Raw genomic sequence first — 22,642 nt, 5'->3', positions numbered from 1 at the left:
AAGGCCCGCGCAGGCCGGGGAGAGATATCAGTAGGCTCCGTCGCGTGACCGCAGCTGTACCGACAGACGCAGATCTCATCGCGCGGCACGCGTCCGGAGATCCCCAGGCGTTCAGTGAACTCGTGCGGCGGCATCGAGACCGGATGTGGGCGGTCGCGCTGCGAACGCTGCGCGACCCGGAAGAGGCGGCGGACGCGCTGCAGGACGCCTTCATCTCGGCATTCCGTGCCGCCGGTAACTTCCGCGCCGAGTCCCAGGTGACCACCTGGCTGCACCGGATCGTGGTGAACGCCTGCCTGGACCGGGTCCGCCGCCGGCAGGCGCGGCCGACCGTGCCGCTGCCGGAAACCGGGTTCAACGAGCCCGCGACCCCACGCGATTCGATGTCCGACCGGGAGACCCGGCTGGTCATCGCCGAGGCGCTGGACAAGTTGCCCGAGGATCAACGGGCGCCGATCGTTTTGGTCGACGTCGAAGGATACTCCGTGAGCGAGACGGCCCAGCTGCTCGGCATCGCGGAGGGAACCGTGAAGAGCCGGTGTGCCCGAGGCCGCGCCAAACTCGCCAAAGTTCTCGGGCATCTGCGGAACCCCGATGCGATTGCGAACGTCCCAGGTTCCGAAAGCAAACGCTCACGGCGGTCGCCGTCGGGCGAGAGGGAGGGACGATGACGGACGAGAGTCGGGGGATCGAGGCTGCCGGTCCGTCGTGGTCTGTCGACCTGCTCGCCGAACTGCACGCGGGGGTGCTCGAGGACACGCAGGCGGAGCAGCTCTGGTCGCGCGTGCAAGACGACCCGGAAGGGCGCGCGGTCATCGATGCTCTCGAAGCGACCAGGGCCGACCTCGCCTCGCTGGCTTCGGCGCCCGCCCCGCGGATGCCCGACGATGTCGCCGCCCGTATCGACGCGGCGCTCGTGCGGGAAGCCGGTCAGGCTCTGTCGACCTTCGCGCCTCAACCCGCGGCTGGTGCCGGTCTCGCTCCCGTAGTCGGTATCGAAGCGGCCAGACGTCGCCGCAACAAGCGGGCCGGATGGATCACCGGCGTGATCGCCGTCGCGGCCGCGGCGGTGGTGGCGGTCGCGATCGCACTGCCGAAGGGGTCCTCCGACGGCCCCTCGTCCGCCGCGCCGCCCCAGGTTGGTCAGCAGGCACCGCTGGCGCTGCGCAGCGACCATCCCGAAGCCGCGGTGGGGCAGCTGTCGTCGGGAACCATGGACTACGGCCCGCTGGGCAGTGCCGACAGGCTCGACGCGTGCCTGCGGGCCGCCGGTTTCGCGCCGACCGCCGATCCGATCGGCGTGCGGCCGGGGACCGTCGACGGACAGCAGGCAGTCCTCGTCCTGTTGACCACGGGCCAGCTGGCGCGGTTCCGGCTCGTCGCGTTCGCCCCGGGCTGTGGCGCCGGAAACGCCGGTGTCCTGCTGGACAAGGTCGTTGGTAAGTAGCCACCGACACACCGGTCCGGCCCTGGGAACACCTGACCCTACGATCGTGTTGACCGTGGTACGCAGGTCACGACGAGCGGAGGTCATCGGTGGCAGCGGAAGGTATTCGCAACCTGATCATTGTGGGATCGGGGCCGGCGGGCTACACGGCGGCCGTGTACGCGGCGCGTGCCCAGCTGGAGCCGCTGGTGTTCGAGGGGTCCCAGTTCGGTGGTGCGCTGATGACCACCACCGAGGTGGAGAACTATCCCGGCTTCCGGGACGGCATTCAGGGCCCGGACCTGATGGAGGAGATGCGCAAGCAGGCGGAGCGGTTCGGGGCCGAACTGCGTGCCGAGGACGTCGAGCAACTGGAGCTGGTCGGAGACGTCAAGTACGTCACCGCGAACGGCGTCCGCTACGCGGCCAAGGCCGTCATCCTGGCGATGGGCGCCGCCGCCCGGTACCTCAACGTCCCCGGTGAGCAGGAGCTGCTCGGGCGCGGCGTGTCGTCCTGTGCCACCTGCGACGGGTTCTTCTTCCGCGACCACGACATCGCCGTGATCGGCGGCGGTGACTCGGCGATGGAGGAGGCCACCTTCCTGACCAAGTTCGCCCGCTCGGTGACGATCGTGCACCGCCGCGAGGAGTTCCGTGCCTCCAGGATCATGCTGGAGCGTGCGCGAGCGAACGAGAAGATCCGGTGGAAGCTCAACTCGCAGATCATCGAGGTGCTCGGCAAGGACAAGGTCGAGGGCGTCAAGCTCCACGACACCATGACCGGCGAGGAATCGCGGCTTGACGTGACCGGGTTCTTCGTGGCCATCGGGCACGACCCGCGCAGCGGGCTGGCGCGGGACCAGGTGGAGGTCGACGAGCACGGTTACGTGCTCACGAAGGGTCGCACCTCCTACACCAACCTCGACGGGGTGTTCGCGGCCGGCGACCTGGTCGACCACACTTACCGCCAGGCGATCACCGCCGCGGGCTCGGGCTGCACCGCCGCGATCGACGCGGAACGCTGGCTGGCCGAGCACGCCGGCACGGAGGCCGCCGAAGTGGCTCCCGAACTCGTCGGCGGCGGGTACTCACAGACCAAGCGAACGTGAAGGCTCGAGACAACACTGACAACACTGAGGAGAGAACATGTCCGACACCGTCAAGGTGACCGATGCCAGCTTCGCGGATGACGTGCTGACCAGCGAAAAGCCGGTTCTGGTCGACTTCTGGGCGACCTGGTGCGGCCCATGCAAGATGGTGGCGCCGGTGCTCGAGGAGATCGCCGCGGAGAACAAGGACAAGCTGACCATCGCCAAGCTCGACATCGACGAGAACCCGGGCACGGCGCGGGACTACCAGGTCATGTCCATCCCGACCCTGATCCTGTTTCAGGGCGGCAAGCCGGTGAAGCAGATCGTCGGCGCCAAGCCGAAGGCGGCGCTCCTTTCGGACCTTTCCGATGTTCTCTGAGACCTGAGAGTAGTAACGAAGCCCGGAGGGTATCCGTCTTTCCACCAGACTCTCCGGGCTTCTTGCTGCTCGCGTTCGGTGACCAGAACACACCGACCGGGCCCACGTGGTAACGGAGAGTTCACAAGGCAGAATAGGAAGCCGGGCCAGAGCCCGGGACTTGTCTGCGCCGCACCGGATTCCACGTCCGGTGCCCAACGAAGAGCGAGGAGTGCATGCGGGTACTCCGCCGCGGTGACGCCGGGGAAGACGTCGCCGAGATCAGGTCGATGTTGGGATCATTGGGCCTGCTCAGGACGGAGGGGGAGCAAGACGGCCGGACGTTGTTCGACCACAATGTCGAACGCGCCGTCCGGGGTTTCCAGCAGCGGCGCGGTCTGATCACCGACGGGGTCGTCGGCCCGGCCACCTATCAGGTGCTCAGGGGGGCGACCTTCCACCTCGGTAGCCGCCCACTGGCCTACCTGTTTTCCTCGCCGGTGCACGGTGACGACGTGTTCGCACTGCAGGACCGGCTCACCGAGCTGGGCTACGACGCGGGCCGGCCCGACGGGCTGTTCGGCGCCAAGACCGAGCAGGCGCTGCGGAACTTCCAGCGGGACTACGGTCTGACCGTGGACGGCATCTGCGGCCCGGCGACCGTGCGCGCCCTACGCCAGCTGTCCCCCCGCGCCCGTGGCGGCCGCCCGGTGTTCCTGCGTGAGCAGGAACAGGTCCGGCAGGCGGGCCCACGGCTGCGCGGTAAGCGGATCGTGATCGACCCCGGGCACGGCGGCGTGGACCACGGTATCGTGGTTTCCGGCGTCCGGGAGGCCGGCCTGGCCTGGGACCTGGCACGGCGTCTCGAAGGCCGGATGAAGGCCACCGGTATGGAGGCGCTGATCTCGCGCGGCCCCGACCAGGGCCCGAGCGAGGCCGAGCGGGCGACCTTCGCCAACGATGCGAGCGCGGACCTGTTCCTCTCGCTGCACTGTGACCGTAACCAGTCGCCGCATGCCCAGGGCGTGGCCACCTTCCACTTCGGCAACGGCTACGGCACGACGTCGACGGTCGGCGAGTTGCTCGCCGGCTTCATCCAGCGCGAACTCGCGGCCCGCACCGGTCTTTTGGACTGCCGGACCCATGCCAAGACGTGGGAGATCCTGCGGCTCACCCGATGCCCCGCCGTCCGCATCGAGATCGGCTATCTGACCAACGCCAACGATCGCGCGTGGCTGTCCGATCCGGCTTTCCGCGATGTGGTGGCGGAAGGCATCCTCGTCGCCGTCAAGCGCCTCTACCTGCTCGGCGAGGGCGACCAGCCCACCGGCACCTTCACCTTCGCGGACGTTCTCGCCCACGAACTCGCCAAGGCCGAGTAACTCCCCACCGCCGTGGAATGTCGGGCAAGAAGTGTCGGTACTGGACGGGTATGGTCCCGCCCCTGCGCCAGCCGACCCCGCCCTGGACGCCGACGACGTATGTGAACTGTTGGCGTGACGCACCTCTGTGGACAACTTGACCAGGTTGTCCACAGAGGGTGTGGATAATCAGGCCCTGACGGCGCTCGGTTCGGCCGTCGTGATGGTGACCTGGCCGAGGAGGCGTTCGAGGGCCGCCTCGACGTCTTCCTTCCAGGAGATCGCCGAACGCAGCTCCAGGCGAAGCCTGGGCCACTTCTGGTGCGGGCGCACGGTCTTGAAGCCGACCGCGGTGAGAAAGTCCGCGGGAACCACACAGGTGTGCCCGACCGCGTCGCTCTCGGCCTCGTTGGGACTCGCGTCGCCGAACGCCTCTATGGCGCGCACACCCCGGCGCGTCAGATCTTTCGCGACCGCCTGCACCAGCATCCGGCCGAGCCCGCCGCCGCGGAACTCGGGCAACACGTGGAAGCCGGTCAGCAGGACCGCGTCCGCGCTGGGCGGGGAGGTGGGGAAGGCGTTGGCGCGCGGCACCGCGTTCGGCGGGGCGTAGAGCACGAAGCCGACGGGAAGGTTGTCGCTGTAGATCAGCCGGCCGCAGGAACCCCACTCCAGCAGCACGCCGGAGACCCAGGCCTCCTTCTCGACCTCCGTCTGGCCGAACTCCTCGGCCTGTGCCTCCAGATGGGGCGCCAGTTCCCAGTAGACGCAACGCCGGCAGTGCTTCGGCAGCAACTCCAGGTTGTCCAGCGTGACGCCCACGACGCGACGCGACACCCGACCTCCCTGGATCGCGCTTATTCACCCACGGTCACCCGTCCGGGAGCATGATTAATCACACCTGCCAGGATGACCATGTCCGAGGATAGGCCGCTGTGACTCGTGCCGAAAGGCCGCATAGGTCACAACGACCGGTGGTTACACTCGATGGACTGACCGCCGACACCTTTGCGAAGAGCCCATGACTGCCTCACCGCCCGAAAGAACCGGCCGCCACAACCTCGATCCGCATCTCGCCCGCTACGCCGCGCGTACGGCGGGGATGACGGCATCGGAGATCCGAGCGTTGTTCGCGGTGGCGAGCCGGCCCGAGGTGGTGTCGCTGGCGGGCGGCATGCCCAACCTGGCCGCGCTCCCGCTGGACACCCTGTCCACCCAGATCGCCGAACTGATCGCCGAGGACGGGCTGGTAGCGCTGCAGTACGGGTCCGCGCACGGGATTCCGGTACTCCGGGAACAGATCTGCGACATCATGGCGCTGGAGGGCATCTCGGCCCACCCGGACGACGTCGTGGTGACCGTGGGTTCGCAGATGGGCCTCGACATGGTGACCCGGCTGTTCTGCGACCCTGGCGACGTCGTGCTCGCGGAAGGCCCCTCCTACGTCGGTGCGCTCGGGTCGTTCGCCGCCTACCAGGCACAGGTCGTGCATGTCGCGATGGACGACGACGGCCTCCAGCCGGAGGCGTTGCGAGCCGCTCTCGATCACGTGGCGAAGGCGGGAAGGCGGGCCAAGTTCCTCTACACGATCCCGAACTTCCACAACCCGGCCGGAGTGACCCTCGCCGTGGCCCGGCGAGCCGAGATCCTGGAAATCTGCCGTTCGCACGGCGTGCTCGTGGTCGAGGACAACCCGTACGGCCTGCTCGGCTTCAACGGCCAAACCTACCCGGCGCTGCGGTCGACCGATCCGGACAACGTGGTCTACCTCGGCTCGTTCTCCAAGACATTCGCCTCCGGCCTGCGGGTTGGCTGGGTGCTCGCGCCACATGCGGTGCGAGAAAAGCTGGTGCTGGCCGCCGAGTCGGCGACACTGTGCCCGCCGACGCTCAATCAGCTGATCGTGTCGCGCTACCTGAGCACGCACGACTGGAAAGGCCAGATCAAGACGTTCCGGGAGAACTACCGGGAGCGCCGCGACGCGATCATCTCGGCGCTGGAACAGTACCTGCCCGCCGGGTGTTCCTGGACCTACCCCGACGGTGGGTTCTACGTGTGGGTCACGGTTCCGGAAGGCGTCGACACCAAGGCGATGCTGCCCCGGGCGGTCACCGCGCGCGTGGCCTACGCGTCGGGCACCGGGTTCTATGCCGACGGTCTCGGCAGCAGGCAGATGCGGCTGTCCTACTGCTACCCGACCCCGGAGCGGATCAAGGAAGGCGTGCGGCGGCTGGCCGGGGTACTCGAGTCCGAAATGGACCTTGTCCGCACGTTCGGTAACGTCAACATGAGGCCGATCTCCGGGCCGGAGAACCCGTCACCGGACACGGCCTGACCGTAGAAAATCGACCAGCAAGGAGAGGACCGGCGTGGTTCTGCCTACCGTCGCGGTTCTGGCAGGCGGGCTTTCGCACGAACGCGACGTCTCCCTGCGTTCCGGCCGCCGACTGTCCGCCGCGTTGCGCGCACAGGGGCTCACCGTCGAAGAGTGGGACACCGACGCGGGCCTGCTCACCCGGCTGCGTGAGGAGCGTCCGGACGCAGCCATCGTCGCGTTGCACGGCGGCGAGGGAGAAAACGGCTCGGTGCAGACCGTCCTGGAAATGCTGAGGGTGCCCTACGTGGGTACCAGCTCCCAGGGCTGCCGCCGCGCCTGGGACAAGCCGACCGCCAAGGCACTGCTGGCCAAGGCGGGCTTCGCCACGCCCGGCTGGGTCGTCTTGCCGCACAGCACGTTCCGCGAGCTGGGTGCCCAGGGCGTGCTTGACGCGATCGTCGAGCATCTCGGCCTTCCGCTCATCCTCAAACCGGATCAGGGTGGCTCCGCGCTGGGGACACAGGTGGTGCGGGACGCAGCCGAGTTGCCCGCCGCCATGGTCGGCTGCTTCGCCTACGGGGACACCGTGCTGGCGGAGCGGTTCGTGGCCGGCGTCGAGGTGGCAGTTGCCGTTGTCGAGCGCGACGGTGGACCGCAGGCGCTGCCCGCCGTGGAGATCGTGCCCGAGAGTGGGGTCTACGACTACACCGCGCGCTACACGGCCGGACTGACCGACTTCTTCGCACCGGCCAGGGTTTCCGAAGACGCCGCCAAGGCGGTGGGCGAACTGGCCGTTGCCGCGCACCGCCTGCTCGGCCTACGCGACATCTCACGCACCGACGCGATCGTCGCCGACGACGGCACGGTCCAGTTCCTGGAAGTCAACTCCTCGCCGGGACTCACGGAGACCTCGACCGTGCCGATGGCGATCGAGAGCTCCGGCACGAACCTCGGAGTCGTTTTCACCGATCTCGTCGCACGGGCGATCCAGCGATCGTCGTAACTCGCCGGATATTGGTTGGGCCCGCGCTTTCTCGGGAAAGCGCGGGCCCAACCAATATCATCACCGTGACGAAACGACCTGGTGTCATTGCTCATCGGTCAGAGGTGTCCGATTTGCCGCTTCCGGCGCCATGATCGCAACGATCCGCTCCAGATCGTCGACCGATCCGAACTCGACGACGATCCGGCCCTTGCGCCGGCCGAGGTCGACCTTCACCCGAGTGTCGAAGGTGTCCGAGAGCCGGGTGGCCAGATCCTGCAAGCCGGGGGCCTGGATCGGCTTACGCGGCTGAGCCTTGGGCTTCGCCGGCGCCTCGCTCTTCTTGAGCGTGACCGCCTCCTCGGTAGCGCGAACCGAAAGCCCTTCAGCAACGATCCGTGCGGCCAAGTCCTCCTGCGCGTCGGCCTCATCCAACGACAACAACGCCCTGGCATGCCCCGCCGACAGCACACCCGCGGCCACGCGTCGCTGAACGGGGAGGGGAAGCTTCAGCAGCCGGATGGTGTTGGTGATGACCGGCCGGCTCCGGCCGATCCGTGAGGCCAGTTCCTCGTGCGTCACTTCGAACTCGTCGAGTAGCTGCTGATAGGCGGCCGCTTCCTCGAGCGGGTTCAACTGAACCCGGTGGATGTTCTCCAGAAGAGCGTCGCGGAGCATTGCCTCGTCCGCGGTCTGCCGCACGATCGCCGGAATGGTCTCCAGCTCGGCCTGCTGCGACGCGCGTAGCCGCCGCTCGCCCATGACGAGTTCGTACTCGTTGCCCGGCAGTTCGCGGACGACGATCGGCTGCATCAGGCCGAACTCGCGGATCGAATGCTCGAGTTCGGCCAGCGCATCCTGGTCGAAGACCTGCCGCGGCTGTTTGGGGTTGGGCTTGATCGCGCTGATCGGGACTTCGCGGTAGACGGCACCGGCCACTTCACCGCCGTGGTCCTTAACCGCGGTACGGACCGAGCGCCGGTCCTTGTCGCCGTTGCGGGCCCCTTCCGAGCGAGCTTCCGAGGCGGCACCGTCGGCAGCCGGGCCGGTGGGAATCAGCGCGGCCAGGCCCCGGCCGAGTCCTCCTCTCCGCTCGGTCATAGGGTGCCCCTCCTCGATCCGTTGGTGCTGCCTCGCTCAGCGATCTCCTTCGCCGCGTCGACATAGCTCATCGCGCCGCGCGATCCGGGGTCATAGGCCAGCACCGTCTGTCCGTAGCTGGGGGCTTCCGAGACCTTCACGTTGCGCGGGATGACCGTCTTCAGCACGACCTCGCCGAAGTGTCCACGCACCTCCGCCGTCACCTGGTCGGCCAGTTTGGTGCGACCGTCGTACATGGTGAGCAGGATGGTGGACACCGACAGGCTGGGATTCAGGTGTTTCTGGACGAGATCGATGTTGCTGAGTAGCTGGCCGAGCCCTTCGAGCGCGTAGTACTCGCACTGGATCGGGATCAGCACCTCGCGCGCGGCGACCATCGCGTTCACCGTGAGCAGCCCGAGGGAGGGTGGGCAGTCGATGAAGACATAGTCGACACCGAGCTGGTCGATCGCTTCGGAGGACAGCGCTTCCTTGAGCCGCGCCTCGCGCGAGCTCATCTCGACGAGCTCGATCTCGGCGCCGGCGAGATCGATCGTGGCGGGCACGCACAGCAGGTTGGGGGACTGCTCGCTGACCGCGGCCGCGTCGGCGAGCGACACCTCACCGAGGAGCACTTCGTAGACGGACGGAGTGCCCGAGCGATGGTCCACGTTGAGCGCCGTGCTGGCGTTGCCCTGTGGGTCGAGGTCGATTACGAGCGTCTTGAGTCCGTGGACGGCGAGGGCAGCGGCGATGTTCACCGCGCTGGTGGTCTTGCCGACCCCGCCTTTCTGATTGGCAACCGTCAGCACGCGGCGATGGTCCGGCTTGGGCAGCATGTTGGGTTCGGGGTGCAGAACGCGCGCCGCTCGCACGGCCTCTTCGGCGATGGGCGTCCAGTCTGACGAAGGCGGAGTCACCTGCCGAGCCCTCTCTTTCTTGTTGACGGTTTCACGTGAAACACGGGCCTGACGATCACGACCGTGGTCGGGGTTTCCAGCACCTCGGCCCCACACTCGGAGATCGAAGGGGCGCTCCCGCCAGCGCGGGCGACCGCGGCGGCGTCGCGCACGATCTCGTCGCGAGCGCTGGCTCCCTTCACTGCGAGCATCATGCCATCCTCGCGGACGAATGGTAGACACCAGTCCGTCAATCGGCCGAGCGGCGCGACAGCCCGGGATGTCACCACGTCGGCCTGGCCGACCTCAGCCCGGACGGCTCGCTCCTCGGCCCGCCCGCGGACAATCGTGAGATTCAAGCCCAACGTTTCGACGACTTCGGTGAGCCATTCGACCCGCCGCGCCATCGGCTCAACGAGGATCACGTCCAGGTCCGGCCGAGCCAGCGCGAGCGGGATCCCCGGGAGACCGGCACCCGACCCGACGTCTATCACTCGTGCGCCAGCCGGGATCAGCTCGCCCACGACAGCCGAGTTGAGCAGGTGGCGGTCCCAGATCCGCTCGACCTCACGCGGCCCGATCAGGCCGCGCTCCACGCCGTACCGCTCCAACAGACCGGCGAACCGGACGGCGTCCTTGAAGCCATCACCGAACACCGGCCCAGCGATCTCGGGCACCGGAACCGAGCCATCGACGTCTTCCACTCGTCACCCCCTTCTCCGTCTTGTTTCACGTGAAACCGATTGTCCCTGACGCCTCCCCGGACGTCGGTACGCCACGCGATCCTGTGCACCGTTTCACGTGAAACGATGACCCGTGCAAAAAAGAACGGCCCACCGGAACCGGTGGGCCGTCGGGAAATCGCCTTGTCAGTCGGGGATCACCACGACCCGACGCTTGGGCTCCTCGCCCTCGCTCTCGCTGTGCACCCCGTCAACGGCAGCGACAGCGTCGTGCACCACCTTGCGCTCGAACGGGCTCATCGGCTGCAGGCGAACCTTCTCGCCAGTCGACAGCACAGCCTCCGCCGTCGTCCGGCCAAGTTCACGGAGTTCTTCGCGACGCCCAGCTCGCCAGCCGGCGATGTCCAGCATCAGCCGGCTCCGGGTGCCGGTCTCCTGCTGCACCGCGAGCCGGGTCAACTCCTGCAGCGCCTCCAGTACCTGCCCGCGACCCCCAACCAGCTTCTCCAGATCCTCACCGCCGTCGATGCTGACGACCGCGCGGCCGGCCTCCACATCCAGATCGATGTCGCCGTCGTAGTCCAGCAGGTCCAGCAGGCGCTCCAGGTAGTCCCCGGCGATGTCGCCCTCGCGCACGAGCAGCTCGGCCGTCGAGGAAACACCGGCCTCCGCGCCGTTCACGGACACGTCCTCATCCCGCACGGTTTCGATCGCCTCGACCGTCTCCGACATACCTCTTCTCCTCTCCCAGCCCGGGGAGCGTCAGCGACGCTTCTGCCCCGAGCCCTTCTGTCCTGAGTTCTTGCCGCCCGACCCTTGCTTCTTCCGCTGCTGCGCCGTGCCGTTCTGCGGGCGGGCGGGCTGCCGGGCGAACTTGTGCGGCGAACCAGCCTTCGTGCTCCCCTTGCCGTTCGACGACGGCTTCTCGTCGGTGGGGGAGTCAGGCTGGTCGGTCTTCTTCTGCTGCTGGACCGGCTTCTGGCCTGGCTTCGGCTTGGCACCCGGGCGGGGCGCGAGCGCGTCACGCTTCTCCTTGGCCTCGGCCTTCTTCGCCTCTTCTTCCTTGTCGATCTTGTTGTAGACGAGGCGCTGCTGCATCAGCGTCCAGCCGTTGTTGGACAGCCAGTAGACCAGCAGACCGATCGGGAAGAACGCGCCGAAGACGAGCACACCCAGCGGGAAGATGTACATCGTCAGCTTCTGCATCATCGCGGTCTGCTGGGTGGCCGAGGCCGGGTCCTGCCGGGCCGCCGAATGCCGGGCCGTGAGGTGGGTCAGGACGCTCGCGAGAATCATCAGCGGAATCGCGACCGGTGCGACATGCCAGTTCACGGCACCGCCCTGACCACCGAGCACGCTCGCGTGGTAAATCGCGTCGCCGATGTTGACCCCGAACAGCTTGGCGTTGACGTAGGACTCCACGCCCTGCTGGTTGAAGAAGTAGTTCTCGGTCTTCGGGCCGCCGCCCGCGGGGTGGATCGAGAACGCGCGGAGCACCCAGTTCAGGCCGATGAACACCGGGATCTGCAGGAGCATCGGCAGGCAGCTGCCCAGCGGGTTCACGCCGTGTTCGCGCTGGAGTTTCTGCATCTCCATCGCTTGCCGCTGCTTGTCGTTCGCGTACTTCTTCTGGACCTTCTTCAGTTCCGGCGCGAACTCCTGCATCTTCTTCATCGACCGGACCTGGTTCACGAACGGCTTGAACATGATGCCGCGGACCGTGAACGTCAGGAACATGATCGCGAGGATCCAGGCGATGGCATTGTTCTCGCCCAGGACGAACCCGAAGACTTTGTGCCAACACCACAGGATGAAGGACACGGGGTAGTAGATGAAGTCGAGCACTGAGCTACTCCTCGGTTGACATGCCAGGTCTGGTGTGGCGCCAGGAGAAGGTCTCAGGCACCGGATCGCGGCCGGGCGGGGTCCACGGACCGCAGCGCAGCAGCCGGCGCGCGGCGAGGTAGGAACCTCGCGCGGCACCGAACCGGGTCAGGGCCTCAACCGCGTAGGTGCTGCAGCTCGGATAGAAGCGGCAGCTGGGCGGGAGGTAGGGAGAAATGAACCTGCGATAGAACTTGAGCGGCTGGAGCAGGAGCCAGGCGACCGGCCCGGGCCGGGAGACTTCGTCGATCACACTCGTGGAGTCGTTCACAGCGCGGGCCCCTCGTCAGGATTCGGGAGCAGGCTCAACCGCTTCAGTGCTCCATCGAGATCGGCACCGAGTTCGGCGCTGGACGCGGTGGACGCGGGCGGAAGCGCCCTTACCACCAACGTAGCGCCGTCGGGCAGGGTTCCGAGCCGCGCCGCGACCAGATGCCGCAGGCGTCGGCTGACGCGGTGCCGGACGACCGAATTACCGACGGACTTGCTCACCACAAAACCTGCCCGCACGGTCGGCGCCGAGAGGTTGGCGCTGTGCGCGGACAGGTCGGTGGGCTTCACCGCGTGCACGACGAGACGCCGCCGGCCGGCGCGCGCTCCCCGCCGCATCACTTCGCGGAAGTCCTCGCTGCGCCGCAGGCGGGCGGCGGGGGGCAGCACGGCGCGCCTGGTGGAATGGCGCTATCAGGCCGACAGCTTGGCGCGGCCCTTGCGACGACGAGCCGCCAGGATGGCCCGGCCGGCACGGGTGCGCATGCGCAGCCGGAATCCGTGGGTCCGGGCGCGGCGGCGGTTGTTCGGCTGGTAGGTGCGCTTACCCTTGCTCACGACTGCTTCTCCTGGTCTCGACGTACCCGGCGGCACCGGGCCGCCATGAGGTCTTGGTGTCCACCCGCACGCCACGCGAAGTGTGGACACACGAAGATGCCCACTGCCAGCGGGAGACCCTACGAGGGTACGCACTCGCTCGGCGGCAGGCGTAACCGCCCCCCGCTTGTCGCTACCGAGGACCCGTATGCAGGCCGGTTCGGGAGCATGGAATCCTTGCCGCGCAGGCGTCTTGTGGGACGGCCCAAGGCTTGTTAGCGTGTCCCCTCCGGCCCTGGAGAAGACAACCTGTCACACGTTTGAGGGGCTAGGCGCTGCCGTCGGCAGGTGTGGAGGCTCTGACTGGCGTAGGTTGCACCCGCAGGAGGAGTCCCTGAGGGTCGCCGTACATTAGTGCACAGTTGTGGACAACTCTGTGGATACTTGCTGCGCAGCGTGACCACTCCATGGAGTGGCACCGCAACCGGTGAGGGTGATTCGTCCCGGGCGTCGAGGGGAGGGGAGCAAAGGCGGTGTCCGAGCACCAGGTGAATCTCGGTGTCGTCTGGGACCAGGTGGTCCGCGAACTGTCGGACGGCACGCTCTCGCCGCAACAGCGGGCCTGGATGCGGGTCACCCGCCCCATCGGGCTACTCGACGGCACCGCGCTGCTCGCCGCGCCGAGCGACTTCGCCAAGGAAGCCATCGAGCGGGCGCTCCGCGAACCCATCACCCGCGCGCTGTCCCGCCGCCTCGGCCGGCCCATCTCACTGGCGGTCAAGGTCGACACCGCCGAGGTCGGCATGCCGCCAGGTCCGCCGTCGTATGCACCCGCGCCCGCCAGGGTGGAACGCCGTCCGGCCGAACTGCCGCCCAAGATGCCGTCGCTGGACAACGGACTGATGCCGCCGATGCGGCACGCGCTCGCACAGGCCGCCGAGCCCGTGAAACCGCCGGTTCCGGAAGAGGACGGCGAAGAGGAAGTCGACGAAGAAGGCGACGCCCTGGCCGCGGCCCACGAGATCTGGCCGATGTTCTCCGGTCAGCCCGCGGCCGGCCAGCCCTACACGGCACCGGCCCAGCCACAGACCTCCAAGACAAGGCTGAACGAGAAGTACAACTTCGACACGTTCGTCACCGGCGCGTCCAACCGCTTCGCGCACGCCGCCGCGTTCGCCGTCGCCGAAGCACCGTCGCGCGCGTACAACCCGTTGTTCATCTGGGGCGAGTCCGGTCTGGGCAAGACCCACCTGCTGCACGCGGTCGGGCACTACGCCCAGCGGCTCTTTCCGGGCATGCGGGTGCGGTACGTGTCGACCGAAGAGTTCACGAACGACTTCATCAACTCGCTGCGCGATGACCGCAAGGTCGCCTTCCAGCGCCGCTACCGCGACATCGACATCCTGCTCGTCGACGACATCCAGTTCCTCGAAGGCAAGGAAGGCACCCAGGAGGAGTTCTTCCACACCTTCAACACGCTGCACAACGCGAACAAGCAGATCGTGGTCTCCTCCGACCGCCCACCGAAGCGACTGGAAACACTGGAAGACCGGCTGCGCACGCGGTTCGAGTGGGGCCTGATCACCGACATCCAGCCGCCCGAGCTGGAGACCCGGATCGCGATCCTGCGGAAGAAGGCGGCTCAGGACCGGCTGGCGGTGCCCGGCGACGTCCTGGAGTTCATCGCTTCACGGGTCGAGGCGAACATCCGCGAGCTGGAGGGCGCGCTCATCCGGGTCACGGCGTTCGCGTCACTGAACCAGCAGCCGGTGGACGTCGGCCTGGCCGAGATCGTGTTGCGCGATCTGGTGCCCGATTCTCAAGCCCCGGAAATCAGTGCCGCGGTCATCATGGCGACCACCGCCGAGTTCTTCGACGTGACGATCGACGACCTGTGCGGCCCGGGTAAGACCAAGGCGCTCGCGACGGCGCGGCAGATCGCGATGTATCTGTGCCGGGAGCTGACCGACATGTCGCTGCCCAAGATCGGCCAGACCTTCGGTGGCCGCGACCACACCACGGTGATGCACGCCGACAAGAAGATCCGCAAGGAGATGGCCGAGCGGCGACGGATCTACGACCAGGTCCAGGAACTCACCTCCCGGATCAAACAGCGGGCCCGCCAGTAAGCCGGTCCGCGCACACTTGTTCCACCGCCGCGAGTCCTCGCGCGATCACCGGGTGGTCTTCACTGCGCTGTCGTCCGTGGATACCGGTTTTCGGCGACGTGTGGCGGCGGGGAAAGCAATGCCGCGATGACCGGCGAGACTCCGCAGAGTCGTAGCAGCGAATCCCCGCCCTTACTCGCCTCGAAGTCGGCGCGGGCTCGCTCCCATTGCGCGAACATGGAATCGGCGTGGTCGAGTAGTACGAGCCGCCGCCGGTGTCAGTCTTACTCGGCGGCCTTGTGCCGTTGCCGTGACGGTGCCCTGCTCGGCCAGTAGGCGGAGAACCCGTAACCGTCGCAGATCAATCATGTAGTCGAGGCCAAACAGTCAGGCGCACGAAAGCTCGATGGAAGCAACCTGGCTTCCGGCTGAGACTGGCCGTGTGCGGACGCTTCCTGAACCCTCGCGTCGGCGGCGTGGTGAGCGTGCAGGCGGGCCAGTCCTTCGGAAGGCGACTGTTCGGCCAAGCCGGCACGGGCGACGTTGTCGCGCTGCGGCTCGGTTTCGCCGCGATCGTGCTTCTCGCCGCGTACCGGCCCGCGCGAAGTGTTGCCGGTATTGGGGTTCGGCAGTTGCCGGGGCCGCTCACGGTCGCGGTTTTCACCTCGCGACGGGCGATCTGGGTTGGGTCGTGCTCGCCGGCGCAGGTGTTGGCTGTGCTTTGTGGACGGTCGCGACGCGCCCGCCGCGCCGGATGTCGCCGCGGGTCGTCGGAGTTCCGGGAAGCCCCGAAGCGGCCGTAGCCGGTCTCGCGGGCGCCGTAGTCCTCGGCGAGCAATTGTCTTTCGCGGCATGGTGCGGCATTGGTTACGTGATCGTCGCGGACGCCGTGCAGTCGCGTAGGGATGTGATCCCCGTTACGACAAAACGGCGACAGTACGTCTCCGGTCGCTCGATCGGGCGCACTCATGGTCAACCGCGTCTGAGGACAACTTGGCCCACAACTTGGGGATGATCGTGTGGACAACTGGGGATGGATGTGGACGAATTGTGGGGAGCCGAAAACTGTCCACGGGCCGGGCCCAACCATCCACCGCTGTCACCATGAGATGTCCACATCCCGCCGCGCGGTCGGACCTGCGACGACAGCGGCTGTCCACACAACCCACAGCCCCTATTACTGTTACTGCCTTTGTTTTTCCCAAGAGATGTTCCTAACGGAAAACAGGCGGCTGTGGACTTGGGGATGGATCACCGAGGTCGAGCGACTTGTCGACATGTCGATGGGATGCCCCGAGTGACGGCCGACGGCGCCACGTTCTAACGTTGGTATCCGCACCGCAGCCCGCACGCCGTTGGCGACACCGGCGCCGGGCCACACACCTACGAGATCCCTGGTCCGCGCCTCTCGCGTGCCATCCAGGGCGATTTCGATCTTCACGAGCTGGGGCTCGGCTGTCGAAGGGATGAGCACATGAAGATCCGCGTCGAGCGCGACGGGCTGGCCGACGCCGTCGCGTGGGTGGCCAGAAGTCTGCCGTCCAGGCCTCCGGTGCCGGTGCTCGGTGGTGTTTTGCTCGATGCCGGTTCCGACGGCGCCACCGACGCACTGACCGTCTCCGGGTTCGACTACGAAGTCTCGGCCACGGTCGGTGTCCCCGCGACGATCGCCGACGGCGGCCGCCTGCTGGTGTCCGGCAGGCTCCTCGCCGACATCACCAAGTCGCTGCCCGCCCAGCCGGTCGAGATCGCGGTGGACGGCGCCCGCGCGTCGATCAACTGTGGCAATGCCCGGTTCAGCCTGCCGACCATGCCCGTCGAGGACTATCCCCAGCTGCCGGCCCAGCCCGCGTTCGCCGGTGAGGTGGCCGGCGACGCGTTCGGCCAGGCGGTGACGCAGGTCGCGGTGGCCGCGGGTAAGGACGACACGCTGCCGATGCTCACCGGCATGCGGCTGGAGATCTCCGGCCGCTCGCTGACCCTGGTGGCCACCGACCGGTTCCGGCTGGCGATGCGCGAGTTCGCCTGGGAACCCGCCGAGGGACTGGCCGATGCCGCCGTGCTGGTGCCCGCCCGAACGCTTGCCGAGGCGGCCAAGTCACTCGGCGCCGGCGGCGGCAAGGTGTCGGTCGGATTGGCCAGCGGCGAAGGCCTGCTCGGACTGTCCGGGTCCGGCCGCTTCACCACCACGCGACTTCTCGACGCCGAATTCCCCCCGTATCGCCAGTTGCTCCCCGCACAACACGCGTCACGCGCGGTGGTCTCGGTCGGGCCGCTGTCCGACGCGATCAAGCGAGTGTCGCTGGTCGCCGAGCGGGGTACCCAGGTGAGGCTGGAGTTCGCCGACGGCACGCTGCGGCTTTCCGCCGGCGGCGACGACGAGGGCAGTGCCGAGGAAGAGCTGCGGGTGGACTACGAGGGTGAGCCGGTGACGATCGCGTTCAACCCGGGATACCTGGTGGACGGCCTCGGCGCGCTGCACGCGGAGCGGGCCGAGCTCACCTTCACCACGCCCAGCCGGCCAGCGCTGATCAAACCGGCGGACGAGCAGGGCGAGGTCATCCCGGGTTACCTCTATCTGCTGATGCCGGTCCGCCTACCTGGCTGAGCGTCCCCGCACGGGGCACACCGTAGGGCAGAGCGAGAAGCGAAAAAGGGGAATTCCATGGTTCAACTGGGACTGGTCGGCCTCGGCAGGATGGGCTTCAACATGCGGGAGCGGCTCCGCGCCGCGGGGCACGAGGTGGTCGGTTACGACCGCAACGAGGCTGTCAGCGACTCGAGCTCGCTCGCCGACTTGGTCTCCAAACTCTCCGCTCCCCGGATCGTGTGGGTCATGGTGCCGGCGGGCAACCCCACGCGGGAGACCATCGCCGAGATCGGTGAGCTGCTCTCCGAGGGCGACCTGGTGATCGACGGCGGCAACTCCAAGTACACCGACGACAAACACAACGCCGAGGTGCTCGCGGCGAGCAAGATTTCCTACCTCGACTGCGGGGTGTCCGGTGGCGTGTGGGGTAAGGAGAACGGTTACGGCCTGATGGTCGGCGGCCCGGCGGAGGACGTCGAGCGCGCCATGCCGATTTTCGACGCGCTGCGTCCGGAGGGGCCGCGGGAGGAAGGGTTCTCGCACGCGGGCTCGGTCGGTGCCGGTCACTACGCGAAGATGGTGCACAACGGCATCGAGTACGGCCTCATGCAGGCATTCGCCGAGGGCTTCGAACTGCTCGAAGCCGCGAAGGTCGTCAAGGATGTGCCCGCCGTGATCAAGGGCTGGCAGCGCGGCACGGTGGTGCGGTCCTGGCTGCTCGACCTGCTGGTCCGCGCGCTGGACGACGACCCCGAGCTCGACGACCTCGAGGGTTACGTGGAGGACTCCGGCGAGGGCCGGTGGACGCTGGAGGAAGCGATCAACAACGCGGTGCCCGCGCCGGTGATCTCCGCCGCGCTGTTCGCCCGGTTCTCCTCGCGTCAGAAGGACTCCGCCGCGATGCGGGCCGTCGCCGCACTGCGCAACCAGTTCGGGGGGCACGCCGTCAAGAAGGCCGGCCAGTAGGTCTTGTACCTCCGTCACCTTCAGGTCACCGACTTCCGGTCGTGGGAGCACGCCGACCTGCCGTTGACACCGGGGCCCACGGTGCTGGTCGGCCCCAACGGCCGGGGGAAGACCAACCTGCTGGAGGCGATCGGCTACCTCGCCACGCTCTCGTCGCACCGGGTCGCCACCGACGCCCCCCTGGTGCGGCACGGCTGCGAGCGGGCGCTGGTTCGCGCCGCCGTCGTCAACGACGACCGCGAGCTGACCATCGAACTGGAGATCACACCGGGCAAGGCGAACCGGGCGCGGGTCAACCGGGGCGCGGTCGGCAAACCGCGCGACATCCTCGGCATCCTGCGTACGGTGCTGTTCTCACCTGAGGACTTGACGCTGGTCCGTGGCGATCCCGGCGAGCGCAGGCGGTTCCTCGACGAACTGCTCGTGTTGCGCGCACCTCGGTACGCGGGAGTGCGCTCGGATTACGAACGGGTTTTGCGTCAGCGCAACGCTTTGCTCAAAACGGGGGGGAAAAGGAAAGGACAGACGGCACAGGATCCCTACGCCCTGTCGACGCTCGAAGTGTGGGACAGCCACTTGGCGGCCGCGGGTTCCCAACTGCTCGCCGCCCGGCTCGACCTCGTCGCCGACCTGGCGCCACACGTGGCCGCGGCCTATGCGGGAGTAGCGCCGGACTCGTGGCCCGCGAAGGTCGCGTACCGGTCGAGCCTCGGCGAGGCGCTGCCGGCGGGATACGGCACGCCGGAGGGAGAACGGGCCGACGCGGACAAGTTGGCGGCTATCCTGGTCGACGCCTTGGCCGCGGCCAGGCAGGCCGAGCTTGAACGAGGTGTCAGCCTGGTCGGCCCGCATCGTGACGAGCTGGAGCTGATCCTCGGTGAGACGCCCGCGAAGGGATACGCCAGTCACGGCGAATCGTGGTCCTTCGCGCTCGCTTTGCGGCTCGGCTCGTATGAATTGCTGCGAAGCGAGGCCGGGGAACCGGTGCTCCTGCTCGACGACGTGTTCGCCGAACTGGACAAGCGCCGGCGGTCCCGGCTTGCCGAGGTCGCCTCGGCGGCCGAACAGGTGCTGGTGACGGCCGCGGTGGACGAGGACGTGCCCGAAGAACTGTCCGGGACAAGGTTCGCCGTGTCGAACGGGGAGGTCAGACATGTCTGACGAAGAGCCACTGGGTCTTCCTCTACGCCTGGTGACGGGCGCCACAGAAGTTACCCACCGATCTGGGGACAAACCTGTGGATAGTGTGGATAACACGGTGGACGGGTTATCGCGGCCGGTGATCAAGCGGCCGAACGGGGGACCTGTGGGGTCACATGCCGGGCATCGTCTCACGGGCGAGACATCTTCAGCGACTCAGAGTGAGCCGCCTGCTGGGCCGAACGAGCAACAAGCTACAGGACGCGATCTGGCCCGTGCCGCGCTGGCCGCCGTTCGCGCGAAAGCGGAGGCCAGGGGTGCCGAGCCCGGTGTCCGCAAACCGGGGAAGGCCGGGGAATTCGGCCAGAACCCGCGTCGCCGGAGGTGGTCCGGCCCTGGCTCGGACCCGCGTGATCCACAGCCACTGGGCCGCCTCATGTCCCGGATGGCGAACGAGCGCGGCTGGGCGGACCGGCTCAACGGCGGCCGGGTGTTCGGCCAGTGGGCACGGCTGGTCGGCGAGGAGGTCGCCGAGCACGCCCAGCCGGTCGCGCTCAAGGACGGGGAGCTGACGGTCCAGGCGAGCTCCACCGCGTGGGCCACCCAGCTTCGGTTACTCCAGGGACAACTGCTGACCAAGATCGCCGCGGGGGTCGGGCACGGGGTCGTGAGGCGGATGCGTATCCACGGGCCGGCGGCACCGAGCTGGCGAAAGGGTACGCGGCACATTCCGGGACGCGGGCCCCGGGACACCTACGGCTAGGTACCCAGACCCGCGAAAGCGCCCTGATGCCTCGGGATGACGCAGAGCCACCCCGGCACTCGTCCGGGTTCGAGTTCGTGGCTCTGTGACCGAATGAGGGGTGTCCTTGCCGTATGCCAGCGGACGCGGCCAAGTAGAATGGCGAGCGAGTGGGGATCCCTTGGGCGAGACTGAGGAGAAAGCAGGCCTGTGGCAGCCAAGCAGAACGACTACAACGCGTCCTCCATCACGGTACTCGAGGGTTTGGAGGCCGTCCGGAAGCGCCCGGGCATGTACATCGGCTCCACCGGCGAGCGCGGCCTGCACCACCTGATCCAGGAGGTGGTCGACAACTCGGTCGACGAGGCCATGGCCGGCTTCGCGACCCGGGTCGAGGTGACGCTGCTCGCCGACGGCGGCGTCCGGGTCGTCGACGACGGCCGCGGCATCCCGGTCGAAGAGCATCCGGTGCACAAGAAGTCGACCCTGGAGATCGTGCACACCGTGTTGCACGCGGGTGGCAAGTTCGACAGCGAGAGTTACGCCGTCTCCGGTGGCCTGCACGGCGTCGGCGTCTCCGTCGTGAACGCGCTGTCGACCGCACTCGACGTGGAGGTCTGCCGGGACGGAAAGATCTGGCGCCAGCACTACGAGCACTCGGAGCCGGGCGAACTCGTCGAAGTCGGCGCCACGGAGAAGACCGGCACCAGCACCACGTTCTGGGCCGACCCGGAAATCTTCGAGACGACCGCCTACAACGCGGAGACCGTGGCGCGGCGGCTCCAGGAGATGGCCTTCCTCAACAAGGGGCTGACCATCGTGCTCCGGGACGAGCGGGTCAGCGAGGAGGACGCGGAGACCGACGCCGGCGGCCAGCAGGCAAGGGTGCCGGAGCGCGTCTACCACTATCCGGGTGGGCTCGGGGACTTCGTCAAGCACATCAACGGCAGCAAGGAACCGATCCACCCGAGCGTGATCTCGTTCGACGCCAAGGGAGACGGCCTCGAGATCGAGGTCGCGATGCAGTGGAACGGCTCGTACACGGCGTCCGTGCACACCTTCGCCAACACCATCAACACCCACGAGGGTGGAACCCACGAGGAGGGCTTCCGCGCGGCGCTGACCCGGGTGGTCAACGCATACGCGCGGGACAAGAAACTCCTGAAGGAGAAGGACGAGAATCTCTCCGGTGAGGACGTGCGCGAGGGACTCGCCGCGATCGTGTCGATCAAGCTCGCCGAACCGCAGTTCGAAGGGCAGACCAAGACCAAGCTGGGCAACAGCGAGGCGAAATCGTTCGTGCAGACCAAGACGAACGAGTGGCTGGCCGACTGGTTCGAGCGCAACCCCGGCGAAGCCAAGACGGTCATCAACAAGGCGCTGTCCAGCGCGCAGGCGCGGCTGGCCGCGCGCCGGGCCCGGGATCTGGTGCGCCGCAAGAGCCCGCTGGACATCGGTGGCCTGCCGGGCAAGCTCAAGGACTGCCAGTCCACCAACCCGGAGGAGTGCGAGCTCTACATCGTCGAGGGTGACTCCGCCGGCGGGTCCGCGAAGGAAGGCCGGGAAAGCCGGTTCCAGGCGATCCTGCCGATCCGCGGCAAGATCATCAACGTGGAGAAGGCCCGCATCGACCGGGTGCTGAAGAACACCGAAGTCCAGTCGCTGATCACCGCGCTGAACACCGGCATCCACGACGACTTCGACCTTTCGAAGCTGCGCTATCACAAGATCGTGCTGATGGCCGATGCCGACGTCGACGGCCAGCACATCCGCACCCTGCTGCTGACCCTGCTGTTCCGGTTCATGAAACCGCTGATCGAGCACGGCCACGTCTACCTGGCGCAGCCGCCGCTGTACAAGATCAAGTGGCCGCGGTCGGAACCCGAGTACGCCTACTCCGACAAGGAACGGGACGGCCTGATCGCCGCCGGTGTCGAGGCCGGCCGCAAGCTGCCGAAGGACGACGCGATCCAGCGGTACAAGGGGCTCGGCGAGATGAACGCCGAGGAGTTGTGGGAGACCACGATGGATCCCGCGCGCCGCCTCCTGCTGCAGGTCACGCTCGACGACGCGGCGGCCGCGGACGAACTGTTCAGCGTGCTGATGGGTGAGGACGTCGAGGCTCGCCGGTCGTTCATCACCCGGAACGCCAAGGACGTCCGCTTCCTCGACGTGTAGCCGCCCCCGCCCAGACATAGTCGTCGACCC

The 22,642-nt window shown here is 67.6% G+C and carries 23 protein-coding genes; 13 read left to right on the top strand and 10 right to left on the bottom strand.

The annotated features are described in order from the left end of the window. The first annotated feature begins 44 nt into the window (after positions 1-44). From sigM to VJT49_RS27525, 5 genes are all read left to right on the top strand, one after another. Positions 45-671 carry an RNA polymerase sigma factor SigM gene (gene sigM / locus VJT49_RS27545; protein WP_324167838.1) on the top strand — a complete coding sequence of 209 codons (627 nt, stop codon included), beginning with the start codon at positions 45-47 and terminating at the stop codon, positions 669-671. After that, the gene (locus VJT49_RS27540) at positions 668-1,447 is read left to right on the top strand and encodes a hypothetical protein (protein WP_324167837.1); all 780 of its coding nucleotides are present in this window, start codon (positions 668-670) and stop codon (positions 1,445-1,447) included. Before sigM ends, VJT49_RS27540 begins: the two co-directional genes overlap by 4 nt. Before the next feature lie 89 nt (positions 1,448-1,536). Beyond that, the gene (trxB, locus tag VJT49_RS27535) at positions 1,537-2,535 is read left to right on the top strand and encodes a thioredoxin-disulfide reductase (RefSeq protein ID WP_324167836.1); all 999 of its coding nucleotides are present in this window, start codon (positions 1,537-1,539) and stop codon (positions 2,533-2,535) included. A 37-nt stretch (positions 2,536-2,572) separates the two neighbouring features. After that, positions 2,573-2,896, top strand: a complete 324-nt coding sequence (gene trxA, locus VJT49_RS27530; RefSeq protein ID WP_324167835.1) for a thioredoxin — start codon at positions 2,573-2,575, stop codon at positions 2,894-2,896. Between the two features lie 215 nt (positions 2,897-3,111). After that, positions 3,112-4,257: an N-acetylmuramoyl-L-alanine amidase gene (locus VJT49_RS27525; RefSeq protein ID WP_324167834.1), complete on the top strand. Its 1,146-nt coding sequence runs from the start codon at positions 3,112-3,114 to the stop codon at positions 4,255-4,257. A gap of 168 nt (positions 4,258-4,425) precedes the next feature. On the opposite strand, the gene VJT49_RS27520 is transcribed toward VJT49_RS27525, so the two are convergent. After that, positions 4,426-5,073 carry a GNAT family N-acetyltransferase gene (locus VJT49_RS27520; RefSeq protein WP_324167833.1) on the bottom strand — a complete coding sequence of 216 codons (648 nt, stop codon included), beginning with the start codon at positions 5,071-5,073 and terminating at the stop codon, positions 4,426-4,428. A gap of 184 nt (positions 5,074-5,257) precedes the next feature. Here VJT49_RS27520 and VJT49_RS27515 point away from each other — a divergent pair, with 184 nt between their 5' ends. Together VJT49_RS27515 and VJT49_RS27510 are read left to right on the top strand one after the other, a co-directional pair. Continuing rightward, complete coding sequence (locus VJT49_RS27515; RefSeq protein ID WP_324167832.1) at positions 5,258-6,571, top strand: PLP-dependent aminotransferase family protein; 1,314 nt, start codon at positions 5,258-5,260, stop codon at positions 6,569-6,571. A 34-nt stretch (positions 6,572-6,605) separates the two neighbouring features. After that, complete coding sequence (locus VJT49_RS27510) at positions 6,606-7,556, top strand: D-alanine--D-alanine ligase (RefSeq protein ID WP_324167831.1); 951 nt, start codon at positions 6,606-6,608, stop codon at positions 7,554-7,556. Positions 7,557-7,640: 84 nt separating this feature from the next. Here VJT49_RS27510 and VJT49_RS27505 read toward each other — a convergent pair whose 3' ends face one another. The 8 genes from VJT49_RS27505 to rpmH form a co-directional block, all read right to left on the bottom strand. After that, positions 7,641-8,636, bottom strand: coding sequence for a ParB/RepB/Spo0J family partition protein (locus tag VJT49_RS27505; RefSeq protein ID WP_324167830.1), 996 nt, complete (start codon positions 8,634-8,636; stop codon positions 7,641-7,643). Continuing rightward, the gene (locus VJT49_RS27500; RefSeq protein ID WP_324167829.1) at positions 8,633-9,535 is read right to left on the bottom strand and encodes a ParA family protein; all 903 of its coding nucleotides are present in this window, start codon (positions 9,533-9,535) and stop codon (positions 8,633-8,635) included. The genes VJT49_RS27505 and VJT49_RS27500 overlap by 4 nt, the downstream gene beginning before the upstream one ends. Next, positions 9,532-10,218, bottom strand: a complete 687-nt coding sequence (gene rsmG / locus VJT49_RS27495; RefSeq protein WP_414636102.1) for a 16S rRNA (guanine(527)-N(7))-methyltransferase RsmG — start codon at positions 10,216-10,218, stop codon at positions 9,532-9,534. The genes VJT49_RS27500 and rsmG overlap by 4 nt, the downstream gene beginning before the upstream one ends. A 165-nt stretch (positions 10,219-10,383) precedes the next feature. Continuing rightward, positions 10,384-10,929: a protein jag gene (locus VJT49_RS27490; RefSeq protein ID WP_324167828.1), complete on the bottom strand. Its 546-nt coding sequence runs from the start codon at positions 10,927-10,929 to the stop codon at positions 10,384-10,386. A 30-nt stretch (positions 10,930-10,959) separates the two neighbouring features. Next, the gene (yidC, locus tag VJT49_RS27485) at positions 10,960-12,042 is read right to left on the bottom strand and encodes a membrane protein insertase YidC (protein WP_324167827.1); all 1,083 of its coding nucleotides are present in this window, start codon (positions 12,040-12,042) and stop codon (positions 10,960-10,962) included. 4 nt (positions 12,043-12,046) lie between these two features. Continuing rightward, on the bottom strand, positions 12,047-12,352 hold the full coding sequence (gene yidD, locus VJT49_RS27480; protein WP_324167826.1) for a membrane protein insertion efficiency factor YidD: 306 nt from the start codon (positions 12,350-12,352) through the stop codon (positions 12,047-12,049). After that, positions 12,349-12,741: a ribonuclease P protein component gene (rnpA, locus tag VJT49_RS27475; RefSeq protein WP_324167825.1), complete on the bottom strand. Its 393-nt coding sequence runs from the start codon at positions 12,739-12,741 to the stop codon at positions 12,349-12,351. Before rnpA ends, yidD begins: the two co-directional genes overlap by 4 nt. A 24-nt stretch (positions 12,742-12,765) precedes the next feature. After that, positions 12,766-12,909, bottom strand: coding sequence for a 50S ribosomal protein L34 (rpmH, locus tag VJT49_RS27470; protein ID WP_324167824.1), 144 nt, complete (start codon positions 12,907-12,909; stop codon positions 12,766-12,768). A 512-nt stretch (positions 12,910-13,421) separates the two neighbouring features. Here rpmH and dnaA point away from each other — a divergent pair. Further along, entirely contained in the window at positions 13,422-15,017 is a 1,596-nt protein-coding gene (dnaA, locus tag VJT49_RS27465) for a chromosomal replication initiator protein DnaA (RefSeq protein ID WP_324167823.1), read from the top strand. Between the two features lie 59 nt (positions 15,018-15,076). Here dnaA and VJT49_RS35480 read toward each other — a convergent pair whose 3' ends face one another. After that, the gene (locus VJT49_RS35480; protein WP_414636101.1) at positions 15,077-15,235 is read right to left on the bottom strand and encodes a hypothetical protein; all 159 of its coding nucleotides are present in this window, start codon (positions 15,233-15,235) and stop codon (positions 15,077-15,079) included. A gap of 1,235 nt (positions 15,236-16,470) precedes the next feature. Here VJT49_RS35480 and dnaN point away from each other — a divergent pair. The 5 genes from dnaN (at position 16,471) to gyrB (ending at position 22,612) form a co-directional block, all read left to right on the top strand. After that, positions 16,471-17,604, top strand: a complete 1,134-nt coding sequence (gene dnaN, locus VJT49_RS27455) for a DNA polymerase III subunit beta (RefSeq protein WP_324167822.1) — start codon at positions 16,471-16,473, stop codon at positions 17,602-17,604. A gap of 57 nt (positions 17,605-17,661) precedes the next feature. Further along, entirely contained in the window at positions 17,662-18,552 is an 891-nt protein-coding gene (gene gnd / locus VJT49_RS27450; RefSeq protein ID WP_324167821.1) for a phosphogluconate dehydrogenase (NAD(+)-dependent, decarboxylating), read from the top strand. Between the two features lie 3 nt (positions 18,553-18,555). After that, positions 18,556-19,713: a DNA replication/repair protein RecF gene (gene recF, locus VJT49_RS27445; RefSeq protein WP_324167820.1), complete on the top strand. Its 1,158-nt coding sequence runs from the start codon at positions 18,556-18,558 to the stop codon at positions 19,711-19,713. Between the two features lie 247 nt (positions 19,714-19,960). Continuing rightward, the gene (locus VJT49_RS27440) at positions 19,961-20,455 is read left to right on the top strand and encodes a DciA family protein (protein ID WP_324167875.1); all 495 of its coding nucleotides are present in this window, start codon (positions 19,961-19,963) and stop codon (positions 20,453-20,455) included. Positions 20,456-20,644: 189 nt separating this feature from the next. After that, positions 20,645-22,612: a DNA topoisomerase (ATP-hydrolyzing) subunit B gene (gene gyrB / locus VJT49_RS27435; RefSeq protein ID WP_324167819.1), complete on the top strand. Its 1,968-nt coding sequence runs from the start codon at positions 20,645-20,647 to the stop codon at positions 22,610-22,612. The last annotated feature ends 30 nt before the right edge of the window (positions 22,613-22,642 follow it).

The organism is Amycolatopsis sp. (assembly GCF_035276945.1).
Lineage (GTDB): Bacteria > Actinomycetota > Actinomycetes > Mycobacteriales > Pseudonocardiaceae > Amycolatopsis_E.
The sequence above is the reverse complement of the archived record's forward strand: the minus strand, read 5'-3'. Positions and strand labels throughout refer to the sequence as shown.

Coding starts and splice junctions, on each gene's coding strand:
- VJT49_RS27540 (WP_324167837.1), top strand. CDS start 668: ATGACGGACGAGAGTCGGGGGATCGAGGCTGCCGGTCCGTCGTGGTCT.
- trxA (WP_324167835.1), top strand. CDS start 2,573: ATGTCCGACACCGTCAAGGTGACCGATGCCAGCTTCGCGGATGACGTG.
- VJT49_RS27525 (WP_324167834.1), top strand. CDS start 3,112: ATGCGGGTACTCCGCCGCGGTGACGCCGGGGAAGACGTCGCCGAGATC.
- VJT49_RS27515 (WP_324167832.1), top strand. CDS start 5,258: ATGACTGCCTCACCGCCCGAAAGAACCGGCCGCCACAACCTCGATCCG.
- VJT49_RS27505 (WP_324167830.1), bottom strand. CDS start 8,636: ATGACCGAGCGGAGAGGAGGACTCGGCCGGGGCCTGGCCGCGCTGATT.
- VJT49_RS27490 (WP_324167828.1), bottom strand. CDS start 10,929: ATGTCGGAGACGGTCGAGGCGATCGAAACCGTGCGGGATGAGGACGTG.
- VJT49_RS35480 (WP_414636101.1), bottom strand. CDS start 15,235: ATGTTCGCGCAATGGGAGCGAGCCCGCGCCGACTTCGAGGCGAGTAAG.
- dnaN (WP_324167822.1), top strand. CDS start 16,471: ATGAAGATCCGCGTCGAGCGCGACGGGCTGGCCGACGCCGTCGCGTGG.
- gnd (WP_324167821.1), top strand. CDS start 17,662: ATGGTTCAACTGGGACTGGTCGGCCTCGGCAGGATGGGCTTCAACATG.